At 34.6% G+C, this 22130-nt stretch carries 24 protein-coding genes and 1 pseudogene; 8 read left to right on the top strand and 17 right to left on the bottom strand.

From position 1 onward, the window contains the following. Positions 1–106 precede the first annotated feature (106 nt). The 4 genes from BAMA_RS05310 to BAMA_RS05295 form a co-directional block, all read right to left on the bottom strand. A complete protein-coding gene (locus BAMA_RS05310; protein WP_034636855.1) occupies positions 107–2068 on the bottom strand; it encodes a chemotaxis protein CheA in 1962 nt (653 codons plus the stop codon). Positions 2069–2354: 286 nt separating this feature from the next. Beyond that, positions 2355–2723 carry a response regulator gene (locus BAMA_RS05305; protein ID WP_034636854.1) on the bottom strand — a complete coding sequence of 123 codons (369 nt, stop codon included), beginning with the start codon at positions 2721–2723 and terminating at the stop codon, positions 2355–2357. A gap of 156 nt (positions 2724–2879) precedes the next feature. After that, positions 2880–3557, bottom strand: a complete 678-nt coding sequence (locus tag BAMA_RS05300; protein WP_034636852.1) for an OmpA family protein — start codon at positions 3555–3557, stop codon at positions 2880–2882. A 16-nt stretch (positions 3558–3573) separates the two neighbouring features. Continuing rightward, the gene (locus tag BAMA_RS05295) at positions 3574–4416 is read right to left on the bottom strand and encodes a MotA/TolQ/ExbB proton channel family protein (RefSeq protein ID WP_034636849.1); all 843 of its coding nucleotides are present in this window, start codon (positions 4414–4416) and stop codon (positions 3574–3576) included. A 181-nt stretch (positions 4417–4597) separates the two neighbouring features. Here BAMA_RS05295 and BAMA_RS05290 point away from each other — a divergent pair, with 181 nt between their 5' ends. From BAMA_RS05290 to BAMA_RS05280, 3 genes are all read left to right on the top strand, one after another. Continuing rightward, positions 4598–5200, top strand: coding sequence for an HD domain-containing protein (locus tag BAMA_RS05290; RefSeq protein ID WP_034636847.1), 603 nt, complete (start codon positions 4598–4600; stop codon positions 5198–5200). Positions 5201–5342: 142 nt separating this feature from the next. Further along, the gene (locus BAMA_RS05285) at positions 5343–5813 is read left to right on the top strand and encodes a winged helix-turn-helix domain-containing protein (RefSeq protein WP_034636845.1); all 471 of its coding nucleotides are present in this window, start codon (positions 5343–5345) and stop codon (positions 5811–5813) included. A 1-nt stretch (position 5814) separates the two neighbouring features. Next, a complete protein-coding gene (locus BAMA_RS05280) occupies positions 5815–7041 on the top strand; it encodes an MFS transporter (RefSeq protein ID WP_034636842.1) in 1227 nt (408 codons plus the stop codon). A 32-nt stretch (positions 7042–7073) separates the two neighbouring features. On the opposite strand, the gene nfsA is transcribed toward BAMA_RS05280, so the two are convergent. After that, positions 7074–7808, bottom strand: coding sequence for an oxygen-insensitive NADPH nitroreductase (nfsA, locus tag BAMA_RS05275; RefSeq protein ID WP_034636840.1), 735 nt, complete (start codon positions 7806–7808; stop codon positions 7074–7076). Positions 7809–7959: 151 nt separating this feature from the next. Between nfsA and BAMA_RS05270 the strand changes: the two genes are divergently transcribed. Continuing rightward, the gene (locus BAMA_RS05270) at positions 7960–8637 is read left to right on the top strand and encodes a DUF421 domain-containing protein (protein WP_034636837.1); all 678 of its coding nucleotides are present in this window, start codon (positions 7960–7962) and stop codon (positions 8635–8637) included. 21 nt (positions 8638–8658) lie between these two features. Here BAMA_RS05270 and BAMA_RS05265 read toward each other — a convergent pair whose 3' ends face one another. The 5 genes from BAMA_RS05265 to BAMA_RS05245 form a co-directional block, all read right to left on the bottom strand. Continuing rightward, positions 8659–10014, bottom strand: coding sequence for an MATE family efflux transporter (locus BAMA_RS05265; protein ID WP_034636835.1), 1356 nt, complete (start codon positions 10012–10014; stop codon positions 8659–8661). Positions 10015–10150: 136 nt separating this feature from the next. After that, positions 10151–10984, bottom strand: coding sequence for a MerR family transcriptional regulator (locus BAMA_RS05260; protein WP_034636833.1), 834 nt, complete (start codon positions 10982–10984; stop codon positions 10151–10153). 82 nt (positions 10985–11066) lie between these two features. After that, positions 11067–12422, bottom strand: a complete 1356-nt coding sequence (locus BAMA_RS05255) for an aspartate aminotransferase family protein (protein ID WP_034636831.1) — start codon at positions 12420–12422, stop codon at positions 11067–11069. A gap of 164 nt (positions 12423–12586) precedes the next feature. After that, a complete protein-coding gene (locus BAMA_RS05250) occupies positions 12587–14137 on the bottom strand; it encodes a solute symporter family protein (RefSeq protein WP_034636828.1) in 1551 nt (516 codons plus the stop codon). Positions 14138–14140: 3 nt separating this feature from the next. Further along, positions 14141–14479, bottom strand: coding sequence for a DUF485 domain-containing protein (locus tag BAMA_RS05245; protein ID WP_034636825.1), 339 nt, complete (start codon positions 14477–14479; stop codon positions 14141–14143). A 354-nt stretch (positions 14480–14833) separates the two neighbouring features. On the opposite strand from BAMA_RS05245, the gene BAMA_RS05240 reads away from it, so the two are divergent. Both BAMA_RS05240 and BAMA_RS23805 read left to right on the top strand, forming a co-directional pair. After that, positions 14834–16318, top strand: a complete 1485-nt coding sequence (locus BAMA_RS05240) for a hypothetical protein (RefSeq protein ID WP_034636822.1) — start codon at positions 14834–14836, stop codon at positions 16316–16318. Between the two features lie 94 nt (positions 16319–16412). Continuing rightward, positions 16413–17004: pseudogene (locus tag BAMA_RS23805) on the top strand (transposase family protein); the annotation flags it as partial. A 225-nt stretch (positions 17005–17229) separates the two neighbouring features. Here the strand turns inward: BAMA_RS23805 and BAMA_RS05235 are convergent. The 4 genes from BAMA_RS05235 to BAMA_RS05220 all read right to left on the bottom strand — a co-directional run bounded on the left by BAMA_RS05235 (position 17230) and on the right by BAMA_RS05220 (position 19793). After that, positions 17230–17859 carry a sterol desaturase family protein gene (locus BAMA_RS05235; RefSeq protein ID WP_034636819.1) on the bottom strand — a complete coding sequence of 210 codons (630 nt, stop codon included), beginning with the start codon at positions 17857–17859 and terminating at the stop codon, positions 17230–17232. A 117-nt stretch (positions 17860–17976) separates the two neighbouring features. Continuing rightward, entirely contained in the window at positions 17977–18282 is a 306-nt protein-coding gene (locus tag BAMA_RS05230; protein WP_034636816.1) for a hypothetical protein, read from the bottom strand. An 18-nt stretch (positions 18283–18300) separates the two neighbouring features. Continuing rightward, positions 18301–18933: a LysE family transporter gene (locus BAMA_RS05225; protein WP_034636814.1), complete on the bottom strand. Its 633-nt coding sequence runs from the start codon at positions 18931–18933 to the stop codon at positions 18301–18303. A gap of 131 nt (positions 18934–19064) precedes the next feature. After that, positions 19065–19793: a YqcI/YcgG family protein gene (locus tag BAMA_RS05220; protein WP_034636811.1), complete on the bottom strand. Its 729-nt coding sequence runs from the start codon at positions 19791–19793 to the stop codon at positions 19065–19067. A gap of 264 nt (positions 19794–20057) precedes the next feature. On the opposite strand from BAMA_RS05220, the gene cspD reads away from it, so the two are divergent. Together cspD and BAMA_RS05210 are read left to right on the top strand one after the other, a co-directional pair. Further along, positions 20058–20255, top strand: a complete 198-nt coding sequence (gene cspD / locus BAMA_RS05215; protein ID WP_034636808.1) for a cold-shock protein CspD — start codon at positions 20058–20060, stop codon at positions 20253–20255. A gap of 115 nt (positions 20256–20370) precedes the next feature. Next, positions 20371–20619, top strand: coding sequence for a DUF2564 family protein (locus BAMA_RS05210; RefSeq protein WP_034636806.1), 249 nt, complete (start codon positions 20371–20373; stop codon positions 20617–20619). Between the two features lie 38 nt (positions 20620–20657). Here BAMA_RS05210 and BAMA_RS23800 read toward each other — a convergent pair whose 3' ends face one another. The 3 genes from BAMA_RS23800 to BAMA_RS05200 form a co-directional block, all read right to left on the bottom strand. Beyond that, positions 20658–20834: a zinc-finger domain-containing protein gene (locus tag BAMA_RS23800; RefSeq protein WP_084157893.1), complete on the bottom strand. Its 177-nt coding sequence runs from the start codon at positions 20832–20834 to the stop codon at positions 20658–20660. Between the two features lie 13 nt (positions 20835–20847). After that, complete coding sequence (locus tag BAMA_RS05205; protein WP_034636805.1) at positions 20848–21507, bottom strand: ribonuclease H family protein; 660 nt, start codon at positions 21505–21507, stop codon at positions 20848–20850. Between the two features lie 136 nt (positions 21508–21643). Then, entirely contained in the window at positions 21644–22129 is a 486-nt protein-coding gene (locus tag BAMA_RS05200; protein WP_034636803.1) for a QueT transporter family protein, read from the bottom strand. Position 22130: the final 1 nt, after the last annotated feature.

Below are 22130 nucleotides of genomic sequence, written 5' to 3'. Positions count from 1 at the left end.
AGATAAGAACACAACTATATTTTATATATTTTAACAAAACTATTACAAAATAATTATATCGAACCGAAAACTCCCCAACACTACACGTTGAGGAGCGATTGTTATATTATAAACCTTCAGGGTTTAAAATAAGGACTACCCGTCCGTCACCGAGAATTGTTGCTCCAGAGAAGTAGTTTGCACTATCTGTGAAGAAATCACCTAATGATTTTAATACTATTTCTCTTTGGCCAATAATTGTGTTTACAATCAATCCATAGCTACGATGTGTGTTTCGTACAATTAACACCGGAACCATTTGATCATCATATGAATCAAATACTTCGTTTAACGATTTTTCACCAAACACTACACTTAAATGCTTTACTTCAATAATTTGGTTGCGATAATTTAATACGTCTTTCCCTTGCAACGTTTGAATATCTTCTTTCCTAATACGAATTGCTTCCACAATATTTCCAAGTGGTACCGCATAACGCGTTTCATTCGTTTGCACTAACATCGATTGAATGATAGAAAGAGTAAGTGGTAATTCAATACGGAATGTACTTCCCTTTCCTTCTTCCGAATCAATAATTAAATAACCACCTAAACTGTGAATCGTATGTTTTACAACATCTAAACCGACACCGCGGCCAGAAAGATCTGATACAACTTCTGCCGTACTAAAACCTGGTTGGAAAATTAAATCATATATTTCACGGTCTGTTAGTTTATTTGCTTCTGCTTCTGTTACTACACCATTTGTAATTGCTTTTTTTAGTACTTTTTCTTTCGAAATTCCATTTCCATCATCAGTAATTTGAATTACAACATGATTTCCACTATGAAATGCCTCTAATTTAATAATACCTGTTTCGCTTTTCCCAACATTACGACGATTCTCAACCGTTTCAATTCCATGATCAATCGCATTTCGAATTAAATGGACAAGTGGATCACCAATCTCATCAATTACAATTTTATCTACTTCTGTATCTTCACCAGTAATTTGCAGGTCAATTTGTTTTCCTAGCTCTTTCGCTAGTTTGCGCACCATACGCGGAAAACGATTAAATACTGTTTCAATTGGAACCATTCGCATGTTGAGTAATACATTTTGAATATCTCTAGAAATATCCCCTAGTCTATTTAAATGCTCAATTAATTCTTTATTTTGAATAGAAGCTGCAAGTTCATCAACTCTTCCACGCTCGATGACAGTTTCTTCAAACATGTTCATTAATCGTTCAATTTTTTCTAATTGCACACGAATAGAACGGTTTTCTCCCCGTGTATTTTTTCCTTTTCCTTGCACATTAGCTGGTTCGTTTGTAGTTTTTTGCGGAGTCGTTTTTTCCTCTTGCATCGTATGTACAGGTTTTTCATTTTCTACAGTTTGTTCTATTTGTTTTATTTCTACTTTTTCAATCTCAGATACATGAAGAACAGTTTGCTTAATTTCTTCTTCACTTTCCTCTGTCTTCATATATACAGTAAATTCAAAATCAAATGTGTCTGCTTCAATTTCCTCTACTGTTGGAACTACTTTTACTACTTTTCCTAGATTGTGAAGCGCTTCAATGCACATAATGGCACGTACAGCTTTTAATATCGCTTGCTTTTCTATCGAAATATGTATTTCACATAGATCCTCAACAATTGTATCTTGTTCACCATTTATTTCAAGCGACTTTGCATCAGAAACTGCTTCTCTCTTTAGTAACGCTTCTAGTTTTCTCTTTGTACCATTAACGTCAATATTTCCCATACCACCCTGCTGTACATCCGCAACCATCTGCTCCAAGTTTTCAATACATTCAAAAATAACATCTACTACATCAGCACTCACACTAACATTCCCGTGACGAATTTCATCCAGTACATTCTCCATTTTATGTGTTAAATCGGCCATTTCCGTAAAGCCCATGCTTGCGGACATTCCTTTAAACGTATGTGCTGAGCGGAAGATTTCACTAACTACATCCACATTCCCTGGATTTTGTTCTAAAACAAGAACATTTTCATTTAGCGCTTGTAAATGTTCTTCAGATTCTTCGAAAAATATATTCAATAAATCAGTTTGCATCTTAATCCCCTACCTGTCTGTTCTCAAAAACCTTTAAATTTATGTATCGAGATTTACCGTTTTAAAAACTAATATTAAAGTAACATTACACTACATGGGATCATTTTTTCTCACAAAGTATTAATCGGCTTTCACAGGCTGTACATTCCAACTAAATTTTTTCGATTCCTCTCAATCTTAAAATTGGACTTCTACAGAGCAAAACTATCGTAAGAAATAGAAAAAAGAGGCACCTTCTTTTTTGCTTTTATCATACTTCTGCTATACTCGGTGCCTCATTCTCTATTTAACTTGCAGCTACTTTTGTTAATGCTTCAATTACGCGATCTGCCTGGAACGGCTTAACAATGAAATCTTTTGCCCCACTTTTGATTGCATCTAACACCATACCTTGTTGTCCCATTGCAGAACAAATAACAACTTTTGCATTTGCATCAATTGTAATAATCTCTTTTAGTGCTTCTAATCCATCCATTTCTGGCATTGTAATATCAAGAGTTACAATGTCTGGTTGTAATTCTTTATACTTTTGAATTGCCTCAATTCCATTCTCCGCTTCTCCAATCACTTCAAAGTCCGGACTACTCTTTAATAAATTCTTAATCATTGTGCGCATAAACATTGCATCATCTACAACTAAAATTTTGTGTGCCATTAACATTTCTCTCCTTCTATGTATAAAAATATCTTAATATTAAATGTTAGCATTCCTAACTATTATACAAAAGATAATGGATACATTTAAAGATTTTTTTAAAAGAATAACTAGATTTTTTTAATTTGCTTTAATCGAAAAGATTTTAACCCTAAGTTACTCTTTAATATAAATGACAACACGGCGATTTTTCTTCCAATTTTCTGGTGAGTCATTTTCAGCAACCGGCCTTGTATCAGCATAACCTACAGCTACTAAACGATCTGCAGCGATATTGTAATCTTTCGTAAGTAAGTGAATCATGTTTGCTGCACGTGCAGATGACAATTCCCAATTCGATGGAAATTTCTCTGTTTGAATAGGTCGACTATCCGTATGACCTTCTACAACGATTGAATTAGGGATAGATTGAAGAAAGCCTGCCAATTGTCCAATAATTATTTTTGCCTCTTCCTTAACAGTTGCATCTCCTGTATCAAATATTAAATTATCAACGATTACGATACTTACCCCATCATCTTCCCGATACACATTCACTTCATCAATTTGATTTTCAGATACATATACTTTTAACTTTTCATATAGTTCATCTAATCGTTTTTTCGAATCAATAATTGTAGAAACCCCATCATCTGGGATAAACTTATCATCCTTCTCCATCCCTTGTGAATCCACTGGTTTTGTCTCTTTAAACTGCTCTAACATTTTTGCAAATTTCACTGTATCTTGTGTTGATGTTGCAACTAACAAGACAAAAAAAGTAAGTAGTAACATTGTTAAATCAGTAAAAGTTGTCATCCATCGTGGTGATGTTTTCTCTTTTCTTTTAATCATCATTACACCCCTAAGATTAGGCCACCTTCTTATCTCGCATATCTTTTTGTACTTTATTTTCATATACAAATGCATCTAGCTTTAGTTTTAACTTTGATGGAATTTGACCTCGGTACAACTCCGAAATAGCTTCAATCACAAACTTTTTTTCAACATATATATCTTCAATTCCTCTATACACTTTATCAGCAAGTGGAATTGCAACCATATTCGCTATGACGGAACCATATAATGTCGTTAACATCGCAACTGCCATACCTGTTCCAATCTGAGCTGTATCTTCTAAGTTTTGCAGCATGAGAATAAGTCCAATTAACGTACCGATCATCCCCCACGATGGCGCAAAATCACCAATTTTATCAAGGAAATTAGCGCCTTTCTTGAGTTCATGCACTTCTGTTTCAATATCACGCATTAATACTTGCTTTAATTCGTCTTCATCGTAACCACTTAACATTAAAAGAATCCCTTTTTGAATAAACGGATTATTCATTTTCTCACCATCTGCTTCAAGGGATAACAACCCATGCTTTTTCGATTTTTTCGAAAAATCGACGAACAACTCTGTTAATCCTGTTAAGTCTTCCTCACGTCTGTTTAATACAAAAAAGATACTTTTTATACATTTTTTTATTTCATCAAACCTATATGCAACAACCACTGTCGCCAATGTCCCACCTATTACAATTAAAACAGAAGAAACATCCAAAAAGTTTTTAAAGCCTTTTACCCCACCCCCACCAATAATAATTGCTGCTGCAATAAGTCCAAAACCAACTACAATTCCAAATGGGCTCGAAATATCAATTCTGCGTTTTTTCTTATGTTGCCTTGCAAATAGTTCGTTTTCATCCCCCATACATCAAACCTACCTTTTCTGTTTTATAAAAAAATATTTTTAAATTAAATAATAGCTCTGTCTCTTATTATACGAACCTTATCTAGTTATCGCAATATACTCATAAAATTGCCACATTTAATTTTCGTGAAATTTATATTACAATAATGACAGTATGTATAGTAAAGAGAGGACGGTTTATATGGAAAAAAATATCTTACAAGTCATCGCACTAGCAGAAAAGTTAAAATACGAATTGCGTCACAGTTGGCTATCAAATGGCCGTCAAGAAAGTGTGGCAGAGCATACATGGCGTATGTCGCTTATGGCCGTTCTCGTTCAGCCATATTTGGATCAACCGGTGCAAATGGAAAAATTACTAAAAATGATTATTATTCATGATTTAGTAGAAGCAGAAGCTGGTGATATTCCTGCTTTTGATACGATGAATAGTGAAGAATTAAAGAAGCAGAAGCAAGAAAATGAACAAAAGGCAATTTTAAATATTAAACAAACATTATCTGGACCACTTGGCGAGGAACTATATGATTTATGGATGGAATTTGAGGAAAAAGAAACGTATGAAGCAAAAGTAGCAAATGCTCTCGATAAGCTCGAAGTAAAAATTCAACATAATGAGGCTCACATTGATACTTGGATTCCAATTGAGCATAAACTTGTCTTCCAAGTCGCTCAGCATACAGAATTTGATTCTTTCCTCTCAAAACTACAAAAACGAATTGAACAAGCAGGCGAACAAAAGTTAATTGCAGCTGGCATTGATGTCGAAGCGTGCAAACAGTAACAGCTCACACAATGTGAGCTGTTTTTTTATGTTGTTAAACCCCTATTGTCGAATAATAGCAAAATAAAGAGAATTCCTTTTGTTTACGTTCTAATTTTTTAGAATGTACAATAAATTTAGAATAAAGAAAGGAGTTCCTCTTATGAATGAGAACACAATTACGATTTCAGCAGAACAACAAAAGTTAATTGCCAGCGCAATTCGCATTCAAATTTTACATATTTTGAACGAAGAGCCACTCACTGCAAAGCAAGTAGCAACAAAATTAAACAAATCTCCTGGAAGTATTCATTATCATGTGCAGCTTTTATATGAAGGCGGGTTATTAGAATTAGTTGATACGAAAGAGAGACGGGGCATCATTGAAAAATATTACAAAGCAAAGGCCGTGCATTTTTCTATAGAAACAGATAAAGAAGTGAACAACGAAGCAGGCGTATCCCGCACCGTATCTCATCTCTTTTTAAACGAAGAAGAACATGCACAATTAATGTGGGAAGTGACACAAGTATTACTACGTTGGGAAAGTAAAGTCGTGCAAGAAACAGTTTGTAAAAAAGAATATCAGCTTACATTTGAAGTCAAACGAAAAAAGGAAGAAAGTGATTCATAATATGACAAAAACAAAATTTTTACTGTTATTCGGAAACGGTATTTCCCGCTTAGGAGATTTTATGTATCTTGTTGCGCTTAACTGGATGGTGCTTGAAGAAACTGGGTCAGGCACAGCAGTGGCCGGCTTATGGCTCATTGGTCCAATCGCCGCCTTTTGTACAAATTTTTGGGCAGGAAGTATTGTGGATCGCTCCAACAAACGTGCAATTATCATTATGATGAATGTCATACGTGCCCTTCTTGTATTCTGCATTCCACTATTTAGTTCCATCTGGCCAATTTATGCTTGTATTTTTCTTATTCATATTGCAAATTCCTTCTCGGGCTCAGCTTCTTTTGCTTATACAACAACGATTATCCCTCGCGAAGAACGACAGCAATTTAATGCTTGGAATAGTTTAGCGACCTCTGGCTCTTTCGTTACAGGACCTGCCATCGCTGGTATATTGATGGCCTTATATTCACCACAGTTTGTAATCTTTTGTAATGGAGCATCCTTTCTTATTGCAGCAATTGCGATATACTTTCTCCCTAACCTTTCGCCAGGGGAAATTGATAATAAGAATGATGAATCATCGATCTTTCAAAAACTGCACGAAGACTGGCGAGAAGTTTTTTCCTTCGCCCGTTCTGCAACGTACATTGTACTTATCTATGCACTATTTCAAATGACAATGCTAATTGCAACAGCGTTAGATTCACAAGAAGTTGTCTTTTCTAAACAAGTGCTTCAATTATCTGAAACACAATACAGTATGCTAGTTACCCTTACTGGAGCTGGTTACGTTCTCGGTTCGTTCCTCGCTTCTTTATTGGCAAAAAAATTACCTCTTCAATATGGTATAAGTGTTGGTATGGTCGTAACAGGGATTGGATACGTCATTTACGCCTTTTCTCAATCCTTTATTGTAGCAGTAAGTGGTTTTATCATTCTTGGCCTCTTTTCATCTATCGCTAACACATCGTTCTTAACATTTTATCAAAATAGCATTCCTCTTCCTATGATTGGAAGAATCGCTAGCGTGTTTGATGGGATACGATATATTTTACAAGCTATATTTGTTGTCATCATTGGTGCTCTTGCTGAAATATTATCTGTCCAAACCGCAGTAATTAGCAGCGCATTACTCATTTTACTTTGCTCTTGTATACTCGCATTTTCCGTTATGCTTCCTTCTCGGGGAAAACATTACAGTACGGAACAACCTTCAGTAGATGCTTCATAAAAAAAGCGGCGTATATATTAGCCGCTTTTTCATTATTTTTTATTAAATCCTCTCTTACTCAAAAACTCCTTCATATGAAGTCGCTTCTCCCCCGATATGAACTGACTCATCGATCCAGTCCACGTTACATTCTTCTTATTTGTTACTCTTGCTTGATAATATTCATTTGTCACTTCATCATACTGATCTAATAACTCACTATATTTTTCTTCATCATATGTATTTTCATGTAAAATTGCAGAAACCGGTAATCTTGGTTTCACCGCATTCGCTTCATCTGGCACACCAACTGTCATACCGAAGACAGGATATACTTTATCCGGTAAGCGAAGTAATTCACTTACTTCTTGTGGATTGTTACGAATACCACCAATGTAACAAATACCGTATCCTAATGATTCTGCTGCTAATGCTAAATTCTGTGCGAAAAGAGATGCATCAACAGTCGCAACAACAAAGTTTTCCGTTGTTTCATTTTGAATTTCCGTCTCATGCTTTTTACATGCATGCTCTAATCTTTTTAAGTCGGCGCAAATCACAAAAAATGCACTGCAATCCTTGACGTGACGATTCCCTGACAAATCTGCTAATTTTTCTTTCACCATTTCATCTGTTACGTAAACAACAGAATACGCTTGTACAAAATGCGAAGACGCTGCATGCTGCGCTGCTATAATCATTCTTTCTACAGTTTCCTTTGAAATCTCGTCTTTTTTATACTTTCGAACAGATGCATGACTCTCCATCTTCTGTATCACTTCATTCATCCTACTCCACCCCTATCTTCTGAATACTCAAAAATTAACATATCTTTTCTATATAAACAAACGATATGCTTATACTTACAAAAACATCTCATATTTTAAGGGCTGTATGGACATATTGAGTAACGTGAAACAATTATGAGAGGTGGGATTATTGATTCTTTTTATTTGCAAATTAATTTTCTTTTTTTTACTCTTTATTGTCGCTATTAAGCTACTCGGAAAATCGGCTCTTGCCCAATTAACACCTCATGATTTTGGTGCAATTATTTTCTTATCTTATTTAGCATTTGAAGGGGTTGAAGTACAGAGTGCGTTCCAAGGATTTCTCGGAATTCTTATCATCACAATCCTCCATCTCCTCATTACCAAACTAAGTCTGTTAAATAAGTTAAATCCTTTCATTCTCGGTCAACCAACGATTCTCATTAAACATGGGAAAATTTTATTTGAAAATGTAAAAAAAAGTAGATACCCGATTGCAGAGTTACTTTCTAACTTACGGGTGGCAGGATATCCAAATGTCGCTGATATTGAATATGCGATTTTAGAAGCAAATGGAGAAATTAGCGTTTTACCAAAAAGAGAGCTTATTCCACTTGCACCAAAAGATATTGGGATGGACGTACAATATGCCGGCTTACCAATTGCTCTCATTGTAGATGAGCAAATTCAACATGATAATTTAAAATTAATTCATAAAGATAAAACATGGTTACAAAGCGAGTTACATAAAAAGGGATACGAAACGATTCAAGGCATTGCATTTGCTTCTATTCGAGAAACAGACAACTCCTTAACAGTCAGCTTAAAAAACGAGGATGTTCCATAATTGGAACATCCTCGTTTTTTACTATGCTCTCTTCTTTTCTTCTACATACACAGGGACTGGATTAGACAATCTATTCAGCCCAAAAACAATGCACGCTGTTAACAATTCAGCAACAGGCATAACAAGCCAAATACCGTTTACACCAAATAACATTGGCATGATCCATAAAAGTGGAATAATAAAGACTAAACCGCGGCTTATAATGATAAACGTTGATTTTCTCGTTTGTCTTACCGACTGGAAATATTCTGCATATACAATGTTATATCCTAAGCATACATATTGTAGGAAGAAAAGACTAATTCCTGTTACTGTGAATTTTATCAATTGTTCCGACTGTATATCAAATAACAACGTAAAATATTCCCCGAAAAATAATCCGACGCAAACAGCGATAACTCCAAGCCCTAGCGCAATTTGAATTGCAAATTTTAACCCTTCTCGTAAACGATCAAACAATTTTGCACCATAGTGAAAACTTGCGATTGGCTGAAGTGCTGCTCCAACGCCAAAGAATAACAATAACGTCATCGAATGAATACTGTTAACAATTGCGTATGAGGCAACACCTTGCTCCCCTGCAAATCGAATGAATGCAATGTTAAATCCAATTGTTACGACAGCAACTGTAATTTCCGTCACAAAACTCGGAAATCCAATTATCATAATTTGCTTTGCTACAGGCCACTGTAAGCGAAATTTTGTAATCTTTAAAATGCTGCCCTTTCTAAAGAAATGGCTAAGTAAAACAAGGAATCCAATTGCTGCTGATAAAATTGTTGCTGAAGCGGCTCCTGTTACACCCCAGTCAAAAATAAAGATAAAGATGTAATCCAATACCATATTTAGTACAGCCGTCACAACTAAGCCAGCTGTCGCTAAATTCGGATTTCCATCGTTTCGTATAAATGTACTTAACACATTTTCTAATACATACACCATGCCAAACATTAATAAAATGTGTAAATAATCTAAAGCATATGGCAAAATAACTTCATTTGCACCAAAAATATATGCTAAATCTTCAATTCGCCACAATGAAATAATCATTAAAATACCAACAATTCCAATGGCAATTGTCATCGACTGCATAAAGATAGACTGTGCTTTCTTTATGTTTTTCTCACCTAATGCAATTGAAAACAAAGTACCTCCGCCCATTCCAATCCATAATGAAATGGAGAAGAAAATCGCAAATGCAGGAACAGCTACGTTCACACCCGCTAACGCTTCCGCTCCAACTCCGCGACTAATCATAATCGCATCGACAATAATATTAACCGACATTAATACCATACCAAGTACAACAGGGATTAAGTACGAAATAAATAATTTCTTTATCGGCGTTTCTCTTAATTTCTCAGTTGTTTCCATCATTTTTTGTTTCTCCTTTACCGCTCACTGTTTCATATTGTAAACCTTCAAGTAACTTGAAGGTCAATGAGTTAAAAAAGAAAATGTATATAATTATGATGGGAAAATTCTAAAACAAGAATACATGTAGAATTTACTACTATATCGCGCACTTGCAAACAGGTACTTGTATTTCAGTGACTTGCTGCAGAGGATCTTCTGTAACAGACCAATCAACGAGTCCTAATTCAATGGCATCCCCGCAAATTTCATAACCATTCCGCTCAATTTCCTGTAAAATCAGTTCATATGTAGCTCCCGTTTCCTCATATGAACCATGATGATATGCACAAGCATACATTCCCGCTTCAAATGTTTCTAACTTCTTTTCAATAGGCATATAATCAAGTAAAATAAAAACCTTTCCATACAATTGAAACTCTAAGTTTAATACAGCTTCTTTCGGCACTGTAACCCCAATATCTCCAGAAAATAAACTAACGTCTAATAATGGTAAATTGCTCTGCAAAGAATGAATGTAATACTCAAACATCTCATCCGTTGCATTTGGAGCGACTGGAAGAGATGTAATATTCCTTTTCGGCAACTGCTTAAACGAAACAACATTTGGCTCCCTACAAAGTGCTTCTGTAATTAAATCAATTTTATGATTCATTTTTGCTAGTATATATTCAATTTCTTTCTGCTTTTGTAACATCATGTTTCGTTGTTGTTCTAACATATTTACTGCAAGTGTTGGCGTCCGCTCATCAATATAAAGTTTAATATCTTTTAAAGGAATATTTAAATGTCGCAAAAACTTAATGGTATCTAACATTGAAAATTGATCAATTGTGTAATAACGATATTGTGTATTTTCATCAACAACTGCTGGCTGAAAAATCCCTTTTTCATCGTAATAACGCAAAGTTGACTGCGGAATACGATGCATTTTTGCCATTTCACCAATTGTAAAACGTTTATGTAATAACATAGGCATTTCTCCGTTCTTTTCTCATTTCTTTCATTATATCAAAAAAGAAAGCGAGCCTATCATAATAGACCCGCTTTCTCAATTAACGAATACGCTCCATTGCTGCTTTTAACGTCCCGACAATAAATGCAATTTCCTCACTTGAAATCACAAGCGGCGGCGCTAACGTTAATACATTGTTATAACCCGCTGTCGTCATTCCATTCCGCCCAATAATAAGCCCTTTTTCTTTACAAGCATTCACAACACTCGCAATTTTATCATTATCAATTGGCTCTTTCGTCTCTTTATTATTTACTAGCTCGATACCAACTAGTAAGCCTTTTCCACGAATATCACCAACAAAAGGATGATTACTCATCTCTTTCTTTATTTCTCCTAATAGTAGCGCACCCATTTGCGCAGAACGTTCGCTTAACCGTTCGTTTTCCATAATCTCTAAATTTTTCAGTGCAAGCGCACAAGCAGCAGGGTTCCCGCCAAACGTATTAATATGACGGAAAAATTCATATTCTCCTTTCCCTTGGAACGCTTCATAAATTTCTTTCTTCACAGCTGTTGCTGATAACGGTAAATAGCCACTCGTTAGTCCTTTTGCCATCGTAATAATGTCTGGCTGTACACCATAATTTTGAAATCCAAACGGTTTTCCAGTCCGTCCAAAACCACAAATGACTTCATCACTAATGAGAATTGCTCCATGTTTCTTACAAAGTTCATGAATTGCTTTCATATAGTCCTCTGGCGGCATTAAAATCCCTCCGCCTGTAATAAGCGGCTCCATAATAAAACCTGCAATTGTTTCGCTAAGCTCCCAATTCATCACGCGATCTACTTCTTTTACACATTCTACTTCCTCAATCGGCTGCTTATCAATGCCTGGCGTTCGGTAACAATCAGGAGCCGTAACATGTAAAAAGCCAGCTGCAAATGGCTCATATTGATATTTTCGCTGTGCTTGGCCAGTTGCTGCCATTGCCGCCATTGTATTACCATGGTAAGCGCGGTAACGGGAAATGAATTTAAAACGATGTGGTTCTCCTTTATATGCATAGTATTGGCGCGCAATTTTAAACGCTGTTTCATTTGCTTCTGATCCACTATTTGAGAAGAAAATGACATACTCTCCGCCAAGCCATTCATTTATCTTTTCAGCCAGTTGAATTGCTGGCTCATGTGACTGTGACATTGGGAAATAAGATAGCTTTTGTAACTGCTCATACGCCGCCTCTGCCAGCTCTTTTCTTCCATAGCCACTATTAACACACCAAAGGCCACTCATTCCATCTAAGTAGCGCTTCCCTTCGCTATCTTCAACCCAGCAGCCTTCTGCTTTTGATCCGATCATGACTTGCTTTGGACTATGTGGGCGCATTCCATGCCATACGTACTGTTCATCTTTCATTAACAGCTCTTCTGATTGCTTCGTTTTCACCATACATTCCACCTTCCATTACAACTTTGTATTTTTGCAAAGCTGCAGATGCCTCATGATGATGTAAAGTATGCTCTGCTTATTTTCATTCCACGAAAACAGCTTAAATCCTACTTATATCTTCACAAATTTTTAAGAGCTTTCCGAAAAACGGAAAGCTCTTGTTTTTAATGGGAGGACGCGTCACTTATACCATGACCTGTATTAGATTTCACAAGAATCTCATCAAATTTCTCTTCCTTCTCTTTCGTACTAGAGAAGATTGTCCCTAAATATGCCGCTAAAAAGCCAAGTGGAATTGAAATGATTCCTGGTGTTGAATATGGGAATATTGCTTCCCCAACAAAAATTGCTTTTCCTGCCTCTGGACTCCACACATTCGGGCTAAGTGCAACAAGTACAATTGCTGAAATTAATCCAACTAACATTCCGGAAATTGCTCCTGTTGTATTAAAACGCTTCCAGTATATTGTAAATAAAATAACTGGTAAGTTCGCACTCGCTGCAACCGCAAACGCAAGTGAGACAAGGAATGCAACGTTTAATGTTTGTGCAAACAACGCTAGCACAATCGAGAATACCGCAACACCGATAGAAGCATAACGTGCCATCGATACTTGCTCTTTTTCCGTCGCCTTACCGCGGCGAATAATTTCATTATAGAAATCATGTGCAAACGCTGATGCTGCTGTTAATACAAGGCCTGCTACAACCGCTAAAATTGTCGCAAATGCAATTGCTGATACAAAAGCAAATAAGAAATCTCCGCCTAACGCTTTGGCTAATAAAGGTGCTGCCATATTTCCAGCTGGATTTGCTTCTATAATAGCTGCGTTGCCAACAAATGCTGCAGCTCCAAAACCAAGGAAAATAGTCATAATATAAAACGCACCGATAAGCCACGTTGCATATACAACTGACTGACGAGCTGTTTTTGCATCGCGAACAGTAAAGAAGCGAACGAGAATGTGTGGCAAACCAGCTGTTCCAAGAACAAGCCCTAAGTTTAAAGATAATGTATCTAAACCATCTTTATACTTTACCCCTGGATTTAAAAACGACTCTTTTAATGGTGTTGCTGTTTTCATTTGCGCAAACATTTCAGTCACACTAAAGTTAAACTTCGCAAATACGATAACCGAAATAAGAAATGTACCAGCCATTAATAAAACAGCTTTTACAATTTGTACCCAGCTTGTCGCTGTCATACCACCAAAAATAACGTAAACTGTCATCAATGTCCCAACAATTAACACAGATGTTGTATATTCGATTCCTAATAATAATTTAATAAGTGCTCCTGCTCCAACTAGCTGTGCAATCATATAAAAAATTGAAATGGTCATTGTGTTTAAAGCTGCAACGCCGCGTACTTTCTTCGCATCAAATCGTGCTGCAATCATATCTGCTAACGTATATTTCCCTAAATTCCGCAGCGGCTCTGCAACAAGATATAACACAACTAAATACGCAACAAGAAAACCGATGCTATAAAAAAAACCATCAAATCCAGTTAAAGCAATCGCTCCTGCAATTCCAAGGAAAGATGCCGCAGACATATAGTCACCAGCAATTGCTAAACCATTTTGCCACCCCGTTAGCCCCCCACCAGCTGTATAAAACTCGCTAGCATTTTTTGTTTTTTTCGATGCAAAATATGTAATGACGAGCGTTCCAAGAACAATGACTAAAAATAGTAAAAATGCTGTTATATTCAAATGTTATCTCCTCCCCGTCTTTATGTTTTGAAGAATTTTTTCTGATAATCGATCAAAACTTTCTGCTTTTTTGCTATAAATCATACATAAAGCCCAAGTCATCACAAATTGGGCAAACGCAAACACCCAAGCCCACGTTACATCTCCAAATGCTTTGTTATTTAACACCGTTGTATACGATGTTAAAATTGGTAGTGAAATAAAAAATACAAAAAAGAAAATACTCATCGGTACAATAAATTTTCTTTTTTTCGCTAATAACTGCTGAAATTCTGCTGATTGCACAACTGATGTGTAATCAATTTCATCTTTCACCTTACGAGCTGATGTATCTTTACTCATCTCCGTTCTCTCCTTTCCTCCATACAATGCTTTAATTTTTAAATATTCTGAATCTTAAACCCATTGTAGACAATCTACCTCTTTCTGCAAACATTTTTCGATAGACAATTTTCGCTATTATCTCCCATTTTTTCAATATATTTTATTACTATAAACCACTCCTCTCTCTTGGAAATTTTCATTATAACGTTCAAACTCATAACCTTTGTTAAGATACTTTTATATTTCATACCCAAAATTAGAAAACGCTAGCATAGTATCTATTCAATATTATAAAATAGCGATAAAATGTTTTGTAGATAACATTTTTATTTCGAATACTATGCTAGACTAAAAGGAGCGAAAAATAATTAAATGAAAAGAGAAGACAGAGTACAACTTTTAGAAAGAAATATTTTTTATATGGATACATGTAATTCATTTGAGAACCTCATGCAAAAGGTTGAAAATGAAGCAGATATATTTGAATTGATTAATATAATGACTAATTTTATATTGAAGAACCAAATGTACTTAAATAGCAAAGAATTTAATGATTTATTTTTGACGATAGAAACGTTTGTTAATTTTTCTAATAGCAATAATTACTCAACTACTAATATGAAGGAGAAATACGAGGATATTAAAGTAAAATTCCGAAAACTATCCGAGTATATGAGAAGAAAAGTCCAAACCAATGTATACTTTTGGAGTACGGATCCATTGCAGTTAAACCTTCATGTGCGAAAAAAAAATTATTTAAATTGTAAAAAAATACATTCAAATTGCGATTTATCAATGTTAAAAAATAAAAATGAAGAGCTACATATATTGCTTGTTGATAAAATATATCATGAACAATTTTATAAGGATATTAAAAAAGTCGGTTTTGATAAAATCCTTATATATGAGGATTTTATTAATGAATTATATAACTCTACTATCCTTATGTATTATAAAAATTATGACTACAATTATTTAAAAAACATAATGGAATACACTAAAAAAAGTGTAGATATAGATACCCTAATAGTGGGCTTATCATATTCTTTATTTGGCATAGAAGCTGCAAAATTACGAAAACAAGCGGTAAACTTATCTTTAGCTTCACAAGATATGTACTATTCATTCAAAATTTTGAAAGAGCTCATTGATAAAAATAAATCTATTAAAAATTGTATTATCGGCGTTGCTTATTACAGTTTTCATTTTGATTTATCAAAAGGTAGTGAGGCATTCAGAATTAAAGATGTATATTATCCACTATTTAAAGATAGACATCACTATGAAATTCTTGATGAACAAAATAACAGAGAACATGATTCACTTGAAAAATTCGTCTCTAATGAATCACGAATACTTTTGGATATAAACTCTTTAGAAAGTAAGATAATGGATCTTTATTACAAAAACGAAGGGTTATCTTATTTTAATAGTCACATAGTTAGAAAGAATGCTAGTTTATTAGGAGATCAGAGTTTACTAGATTTAACTGTGGAGAAAAAAATAGTTTTAGGTAAAGATAGAGCACAGAGACATAATAAAGCGCTTAAACATAAAGAAACGGTTAAAGAAAATGAAAAAGTTTTTTCGGATATGCTAAAGTATTTAAATAAAAAGAATATAAAACCGATTATTGTTGTATTCCCTACAACAGTATATTATAAGGACCACCTTGATAGTGCATTCAAAGAAGAATTTTATAATAAGCTGAATACTTTTAAAAAAGAGCATATATTTAGCGTTGTTGATTTATTTGAAAGAAATGACTTCAATGAAAATGATTGCTTAGACTTAGATCACTTAGATTTAGAAGGTGCAATTAAGGTAACCAACATTTTAAATAACCATCTTACCTAATACATAATATCTTGTAAAATACTAGAGTTAACATAGTCATATGGACACAACTTAGTTAAGTCCTTACAATGGATTTCAAGAAGACGGTGTCCATATGGCAAACAAGAAATTTAAAGAAAAATTTAAAAGATGGTTGTTGAATTATATCATTCAGAACGTTTAATGAGGAAGAAATGACTCCAAAAGATCTAAAATGAATACAGAAAGAAACACTTCTCCTAAAAAAGGAAAATGAGATTAAAAAAGAAACACACTCTATTCGTACAATGTGTCAAACTCTTGGAATAGCGAGAGGTTCTTATTACCAATCTCAGCACAAAACAGATTCAAAACGTAGTTATAGAAATGAAGAATTAACCAAAAAGATTATACCATTTCATCAAAAGAGTGGAAATCATTATATTGTACCTAGGGTTTATCAAAGCCTATTAAAACAAAGGCTTCGAGTAAGTATACAATATGTACAACGGCTTATATAGAAGGCAAATACCCGTTCTAATATCTTTTAAACAAATACAAACCACATTCCTCAAAATCAACTATAGAAGAACGAATAAACCTATTAGAACAAGACTCTTCTACAACAACAATTAATAGGATATCACTTATATTCACACGCAAAAAGACTCATTCTACATACTGAGTTAGGAACACAATATACAAGTCAAGAATTTCAAGTCTTACTCCCGTAATTATAAAAATCAATCCTTATTTCTCACCATTCCCCCCCTTTTTTTAAAAATAAAATCCCTAATTATTATATAATATAGACGATAAAATATTTTTAAAATTTTTATAGGATAAATATTCCTTAAGCTTTTTCAAGCATTGTACGTGATCAAAAAACAAAAACCTACTCATCAGATGTTTTACAATACCTAATAAGTAGGTTTTACAACGTCCCCCCTAATTCAAAACGTAGAAGTATTGTTCTTTTCTTTCTCTAAATTCCGTGCTGTTTCACTCAGTTTTACATCTTTTCCTTCCTTATATGTCCCAAATAAAAAATCATAAAACGGATTCGATACACCAAACCAATAATTTTCATTTTTGTAATGATGCAATATATGTTGTTTTTTCAGCCATCGTCCAAAACGTGTTATGGGACGAATTGGACGATGGGCAATGTAGTGTTTCCATTCATACATGAGGAACATTCCAATCATACCAATGCCAAATGAAAGGACAATGGTTATGCTTCCTGTAAAAAGATACAGTGCATACAGCCAAATTGCAAAGAGTGGTAAACTATACCATATCGGTAAGAAAAGTAATCGTAAATCATCTGGATATACGTGGTGATCATAATGAAGACGTTTTAATAACTTTAATAAAATTGGATTTTTTGGCGGTTTTAAATGAAATAAAAAACGATGTGTTACATATTCATTAAGTGTATAAAAAATAATACCTACTAAGAGTGACAGCAATGCCGTTCCTGTAAATAACTTTTCTTGTAATACAATAAAAAAGGCAAGCATGATTCCAAACATAATGATAATATCATGTTGCAAAAAGAATTCTTTTATTACTCGCTTCATCTCATTCTCCTCCTTGTTCATGAAAACAGCCGTAACGAAAAGCGTTACGACTGGTCCAACTAACAATTCATGGATGATCAAGTCCCACGAATTAAATTTTTACTTTATAAATCTCTTTTACTGTTCATTTATATGAGGCAATTTCTCATCTGTAACGGCTGTAAAACTTCTATCTCCAAAAATATTATCTCTCGGAATAATATGTTCAACTGCAAATACAGTTACTTTCCCATGTTGCACTTCACCTATAATAAGACCAAATTCTTCATTATTCACAGCTAACGTTACTTGTTTCGTTTGAAGTACACGTTCGGTAACGGTAAGAATCGCTTCATATAATGCATCACGATTCGTAACCTCTTTTCGAAGTTTTGGTGACAATGTAATGATAATTTCTTTTCCTTTGACTATGGTTCGATACATAAAAATCTCCCCTTCATGTTATATAAACAATTGCAAAGCTTTGTAAGCGAAATGAATCGAATATGCTACTAAAATAACACCTGCCCCTGCTGTAATGTAACTCAGCGCTCTTGGACGAAATAATGTTCGTCCAAAATGAACCGAAAAAGCAATATTAAGGTTCCACAAAATGATTCCTACTACAATACAAAAACTATATAAAAGCGCTTCTGTTTGACTGACTTTTGTTAATAATGAGCTAAGTGTACTTCCATATACACCAAACCAAAACACAAGGTTAAGTGGATTCGATATCGCAATCAAAAATCCCATCATATACGAATGGTGAAGTCCACCTATCTCTTCTTTTTTATATTCCATATCTTCCTTAGAAATTCCTTGTTTTACATTTTGAAAACCGAGATAAAATAATAAAAAGAAACCGAAGCAATACATCACCGCTTGTACATATGTATACATAAACATAGAAGAAAGACCAAAATAAATAAGAAGCATAAATAAAATATCGGCGCTCATTCCACCAATTCCAACAATCCAAGCGTGCCAAAACCCTTTCTGAACACCACGTTTTATCATTTCAATATTAATTGGTCCAACGGGAGCAGCTAGTGAAACTCCAAGTACAATTTGCTGTATAATAACTCCAAACATCACGTTATCCTTTCTGTCCTTTTTTATTAATACATAGTGAGAACTTTATAAAAATATACACAATTAAAATTTCCTTTTTTACATAAAATATACAAAAAAGCGAGGCTATCCTCGCTTTTTGTATATGCAGTTTACTTTTCTATTTTATGATAAAATGGACATTTTCCTGCACTCGGCTCACAATCATCACCAATAAAGTATTGTTTCCATTCTCGATGATTCGGATCACCGTAGTGGCTAATGTTCGGATGCTTTGGTAACTGATCCCATTTCTCCACACGTTCTCGTACCATCTGCCTTGAATAAGCCCCTTTTGGACGATCACCTTCTAATCCATCGAAAATAATACGTGGCTGAAACCCAACGACCATGGAATCCCCAAGATTTCTCGTTCTTCTTTGTTTATAAGCAGGTGCATTGGCAAATGCAAACATCGCTTCTCCTCCAAAAGAAAATTCCCATAAATGATGATCTGGATTTTCTGGAATATGATTTGGCCACGGCCTTTCATCTTTTTCATGTAAATACTGCAGTATTCTCCAAAAGTATGCTCGGTAATATTCAAGAGAACATATTTCTTTTTCCGGCTCAACAAACAAGAAAAATCCCCTTCTCACACTCGTATCCTCTTCCATTAAACGCAAAAATGCAAGCATCGTTTCTGGTAAGTGCTCCCAATCGTTATGAGCTAAAAATGAATAACGTAACTCGTTTTTCTTAAGCGCCGTTAAACCAAAATAACAAGGAAATTCCTTATCTAATACAACGCTTGAAAATGTATGAAACTCTTCTCCTACCCAAGATGGAATATCTTCTCTTATTTTCATATCTGTATTATCCAATAAGTATGATTGTTTCATTTTATCACTCCCCTATGTAAAGCTCTCGTTCCACTATACGAATAAAACAGGTTGTACTATACCACCCCTAACATTTATGATATTTATGAACAAAATAAACAAAAAATAAAACGCTTACTTGACTAAATTCTCCCATATCGTGTATATTGGGATTATCATTTAGCAGAATATTCGAGAATATAGCAATTTTAATTTTTGAATTTGCTTATCTCCCTTTATTCCTTTAAATGAGAAAGTTATTTGTCTTTTAGGAGGAAATGTAACATGCAAGGAAAAGTAAAATGGTTTAATAACGAAAAAGGTTTCGGTTTTATCGAAATTGAAGGTGCTGAAGATGTATTCGTACACTTCACAGCTATCCAAGGCGACGGTTACAAAGCTTTAGAGGAAGGTCAAGAAGTTTCTTTTGAAATCGTAGAAGGAAACCGCGGACCTCAAGCTGCTAACGTAGTAAAACTGTAATTCGCTATATAACAGGAGGTTACCTTTTCGGTAACCTCCTTTTCGTGTTCTCTTGTATATTTCTTTTTGGCCAAGCGGAAACTAGTTGAGACGAGAATGTAAAGGAGGATATACAATGGGTTCACCTGTAAATGATTTTGAAGAAGTAAAGTTTCGCGTCGAAGCGGCTCAAAAAATGGTTGGTTCCGCAACAGTATCAATGGATCCTGAATCATTACAGTACGCTACAACGGTAGTAGAAGCAGCTCGCTCACAACTTGAAACAATGAAGGAAGTAGCAACCGATTTAGACACTCCATTCTTAACAGAACAAGAAGCAAAACTAGAGAAATGTGAACATCAACTTCATGAAGCAAAGCATTAAAAAACATCCAGAGACAATTCTCTGGATGTTTTCCTGTTTTAAGATAATCGTTCTCCGTACTCTTTTAGTTTCGCTCCAACTGTACACTCACGAATACAAAAGGAGTGGGCGTAATATTTATTATGTTCTTTTCGAAAGTGTTTTTGCAAAAAGCAACCATCGCAATACGTTTCTAATAAATCATTTACTTCTGTAATTAACTGTTTACGTTCCACTCCGCTTGCACTCCTATTCTGTAAGTTCTATATGACTATCAATACTTGTTCCTTCTAATGCTTGCGTTGCTAATTGATGGGCTTCTTTATTTTGTTTTCGAGAAATAGGTTCACATACAAGTTTTATCTTTAACTGTTCCCCAATTTGCTGAATTTGATCTAAATAATGATTAAAGCGCTCTTCATAACATGGCCATTCGCCAGATAATTGTTGTAAAACAACATGCGAATCGCCACGAAGAGTAACAGTTTCATACTTCACACCAACTTCTTCAAGCATATGCATACCATATAAAAGAGCTGCATATTCCGCTTCATTATTATCATATATTCCTTCTATGTAAGCATTACGGCGCATACGATAAGTCTTTTTTTGTTTTTGATAATACAAACTAACTCCAATACCTGCTTCTTTCGTATTAGTATCATAACCACCATCAAAGTATATAATGACTTCTTGTGGTTCTTCTTCCACTTGCTTACTTAATTTCTTCGCTTCCTTCTGTGTCCACTCTGTTCCTCTTTCATCATAAAAGAACAGCTCTTTCACTCTACCTGTTTTTTCAAAATCAACAGCCAATTGTAGCGCTTCTTCTAGTGAAAAGTAATCTGTTTCCAAATTTGTTTCTAAACCTGTTTTGGCACGATACAACCACGTAATTTTATATTTCATCGTACTTCCCCTTTTTCATGCAATTTAATAGCCCTCATTCCAAATATTACATGACCATTTTATCCTATTTTACCAGCCTACGTATCTTTCTATTCGAACAAAAAAGCTTTCCCCTTATTAAAGAGGAAAGCTTCCATTACACAAATCGTTTAAATTGTACACGTTTATTTAAATAATACATAAGCGGCGCACCAACTGTCATAACAATAAGTTCACCAGCTGCACATGTAAACCATGTAAAGAAAAATGGTAAATCAAATGCCATATTTAACTCAATTGCAATGAAGAACATCGTAAACGTAAAGACAAGTGTGTTAAAAGCCATACGTGCCCATACTCCTTCAATAAAACGCATCGAGAAAATTGTACAAAGTAATGCAACGATTGATTGTCCTACTCCAAATACAAGATCATATGCAACCATGGGTGAGAAAAATAAGTTTGTTAAAAATACACCTAATACGATGCCATAAATGTACTTTTTATTAAATACGATGAGATGGTTAAACATCTCAGAAACACGAAATTGTATATTCGTAAACCCAAATGGTTGAATTAGCATGGACACAGCGATATATAATGCCGCTAAAATTCCATTACCAACTAGTGTTTTAATATTCATG

It is taken from the genome of Bacillus manliponensis, from assembly GCF_000712595.1.
GTDB classification, from domain to species: Bacteria; Bacillota; Bacilli; order Bacillales; family Bacillaceae_G; genus Bacillus_A; species Bacillus_A manliponensis.
This window is presented reverse-complemented; position numbering and strand designations above follow the sequence as displayed.

Bases quoted from the DNA above. Each gene is read 5' to 3' on its own strand.
- BAMA_RS05310 (WP_034636855.1), bottom strand. From the start codon at position 2,068: ATGCAAACTGATTTATTGAATATATTTTTCGAAGAATCTGAAGAACAT.
- BAMA_RS05305 (WP_034636854.1), bottom strand. From the start codon at position 2,723: ATGGCACACAAAATTTTAGTTGTAGATGATGCAATGTTTATGCGCACA.
- BAMA_RS05300 (WP_034636852.1), bottom strand. From the start codon at position 3,557: ATGATTAAAAGAAAAGAGAAAACATCACCACGATGGATGACAACTTTT.
- BAMA_RS05295 (WP_034636849.1), bottom strand. From the start codon at position 4,416: ATGGGGGATGAAAACGAACTATTTGCAAGGCAACATAAGAAAAAACGC.
- BAMA_RS05290 (WP_034636847.1), top strand. From the start codon at position 4,598: ATGGAAAAAAATATCTTACAAGTCATCGCACTAGCAGAAAAGTTAAAA.
- BAMA_RS05285 (WP_034636845.1), top strand. From the start codon at position 5,343: ATGAATGAGAACACAATTACGATTTCAGCAGAACAACAAAAGTTAATT.
- BAMA_RS05280 (WP_034636842.1), top strand. From the start codon at position 5,815: ATGACAAAAACAAAATTTTTACTGTTATTCGGAAACGGTATTTCCCGC.
- nfsA (WP_034636840.1), bottom strand. From the start codon at position 7,808: ATGAATGAAGTGATACAGAAGATGGAGAGTCATGCATCTGTTCGAAAG.
- BAMA_RS05265 (WP_034636835.1), bottom strand. From the start codon at position 10,014: ATGATGGAAACAACTGAGAAATTAAGAGAAACGCCGATAAAGAAATTA.
- BAMA_RS05260 (WP_034636833.1), bottom strand. From the start codon at position 10,984: ATGTTATTACATAAACGTTTTACAATTGGTGAAATGGCAAAAATGCAT.
- BAMA_RS05255 (WP_034636831.1), bottom strand. From the start codon at position 12,422: ATGGTGAAAACGAAGCAATCAGAAGAGCTGTTAATGAAAGATGAACAG.
- BAMA_RS05245 (WP_034636825.1), bottom strand. From the start codon at position 14,479: ATGAGTAAAGATACATCAGCTCGTAAGGTGAAAGATGAAATTGATTAC.
- BAMA_RS05240 (WP_034636822.1), top strand. From the start codon at position 14,834: ATGAAAAGAGAAGACAGAGTACAACTTTTAGAAAGAAATATTTTTTAT.
- BAMA_RS05235 (WP_034636819.1), bottom strand. From the start codon at position 17,859: ATGAAGCGAGTAATAAAAGAATTCTTTTTGCAACATGATATTATCATT.
- BAMA_RS05230 (WP_034636816.1), bottom strand. From the start codon at position 18,282: ATGTATCGAACCATAGTCAAAGGAAAAGAAATTATCATTACATTGTCA.
- BAMA_RS05225 (WP_034636814.1), bottom strand. From the start codon at position 18,933: ATGTTTGGAGTTATTATACAGCAAATTGTACTTGGAGTTTCACTAGCT.
- BAMA_RS05220 (WP_034636811.1), bottom strand. From the start codon at position 19,793: ATGAAACAATCATACTTATTGGATAATACAGATATGAAAATAAGAGAA.
- cspD (WP_034636808.1), top strand. From the start codon at position 20,058: ATGCAAGGAAAAGTAAAATGGTTTAATAACGAAAAAGGTTTCGGTTTT.
- BAMA_RS05210 (WP_034636806.1), top strand. From the start codon at position 20,371: ATGGGTTCACCTGTAAATGATTTTGAAGAAGTAAAGTTTCGCGTCGAA.
- BAMA_RS05205 (WP_034636805.1), bottom strand. From the start codon at position 21,507: ATGAAATATAAAATTACGTGGTTGTATCGTGCCAAAACAGGTTTAGAA.
- BAMA_RS05200 (WP_034636803.1), bottom strand. From the start codon at position 22,129: ATGAATATTAAAACACTAGTTGGTAATGGAATTTTAGCGGCATTATAT.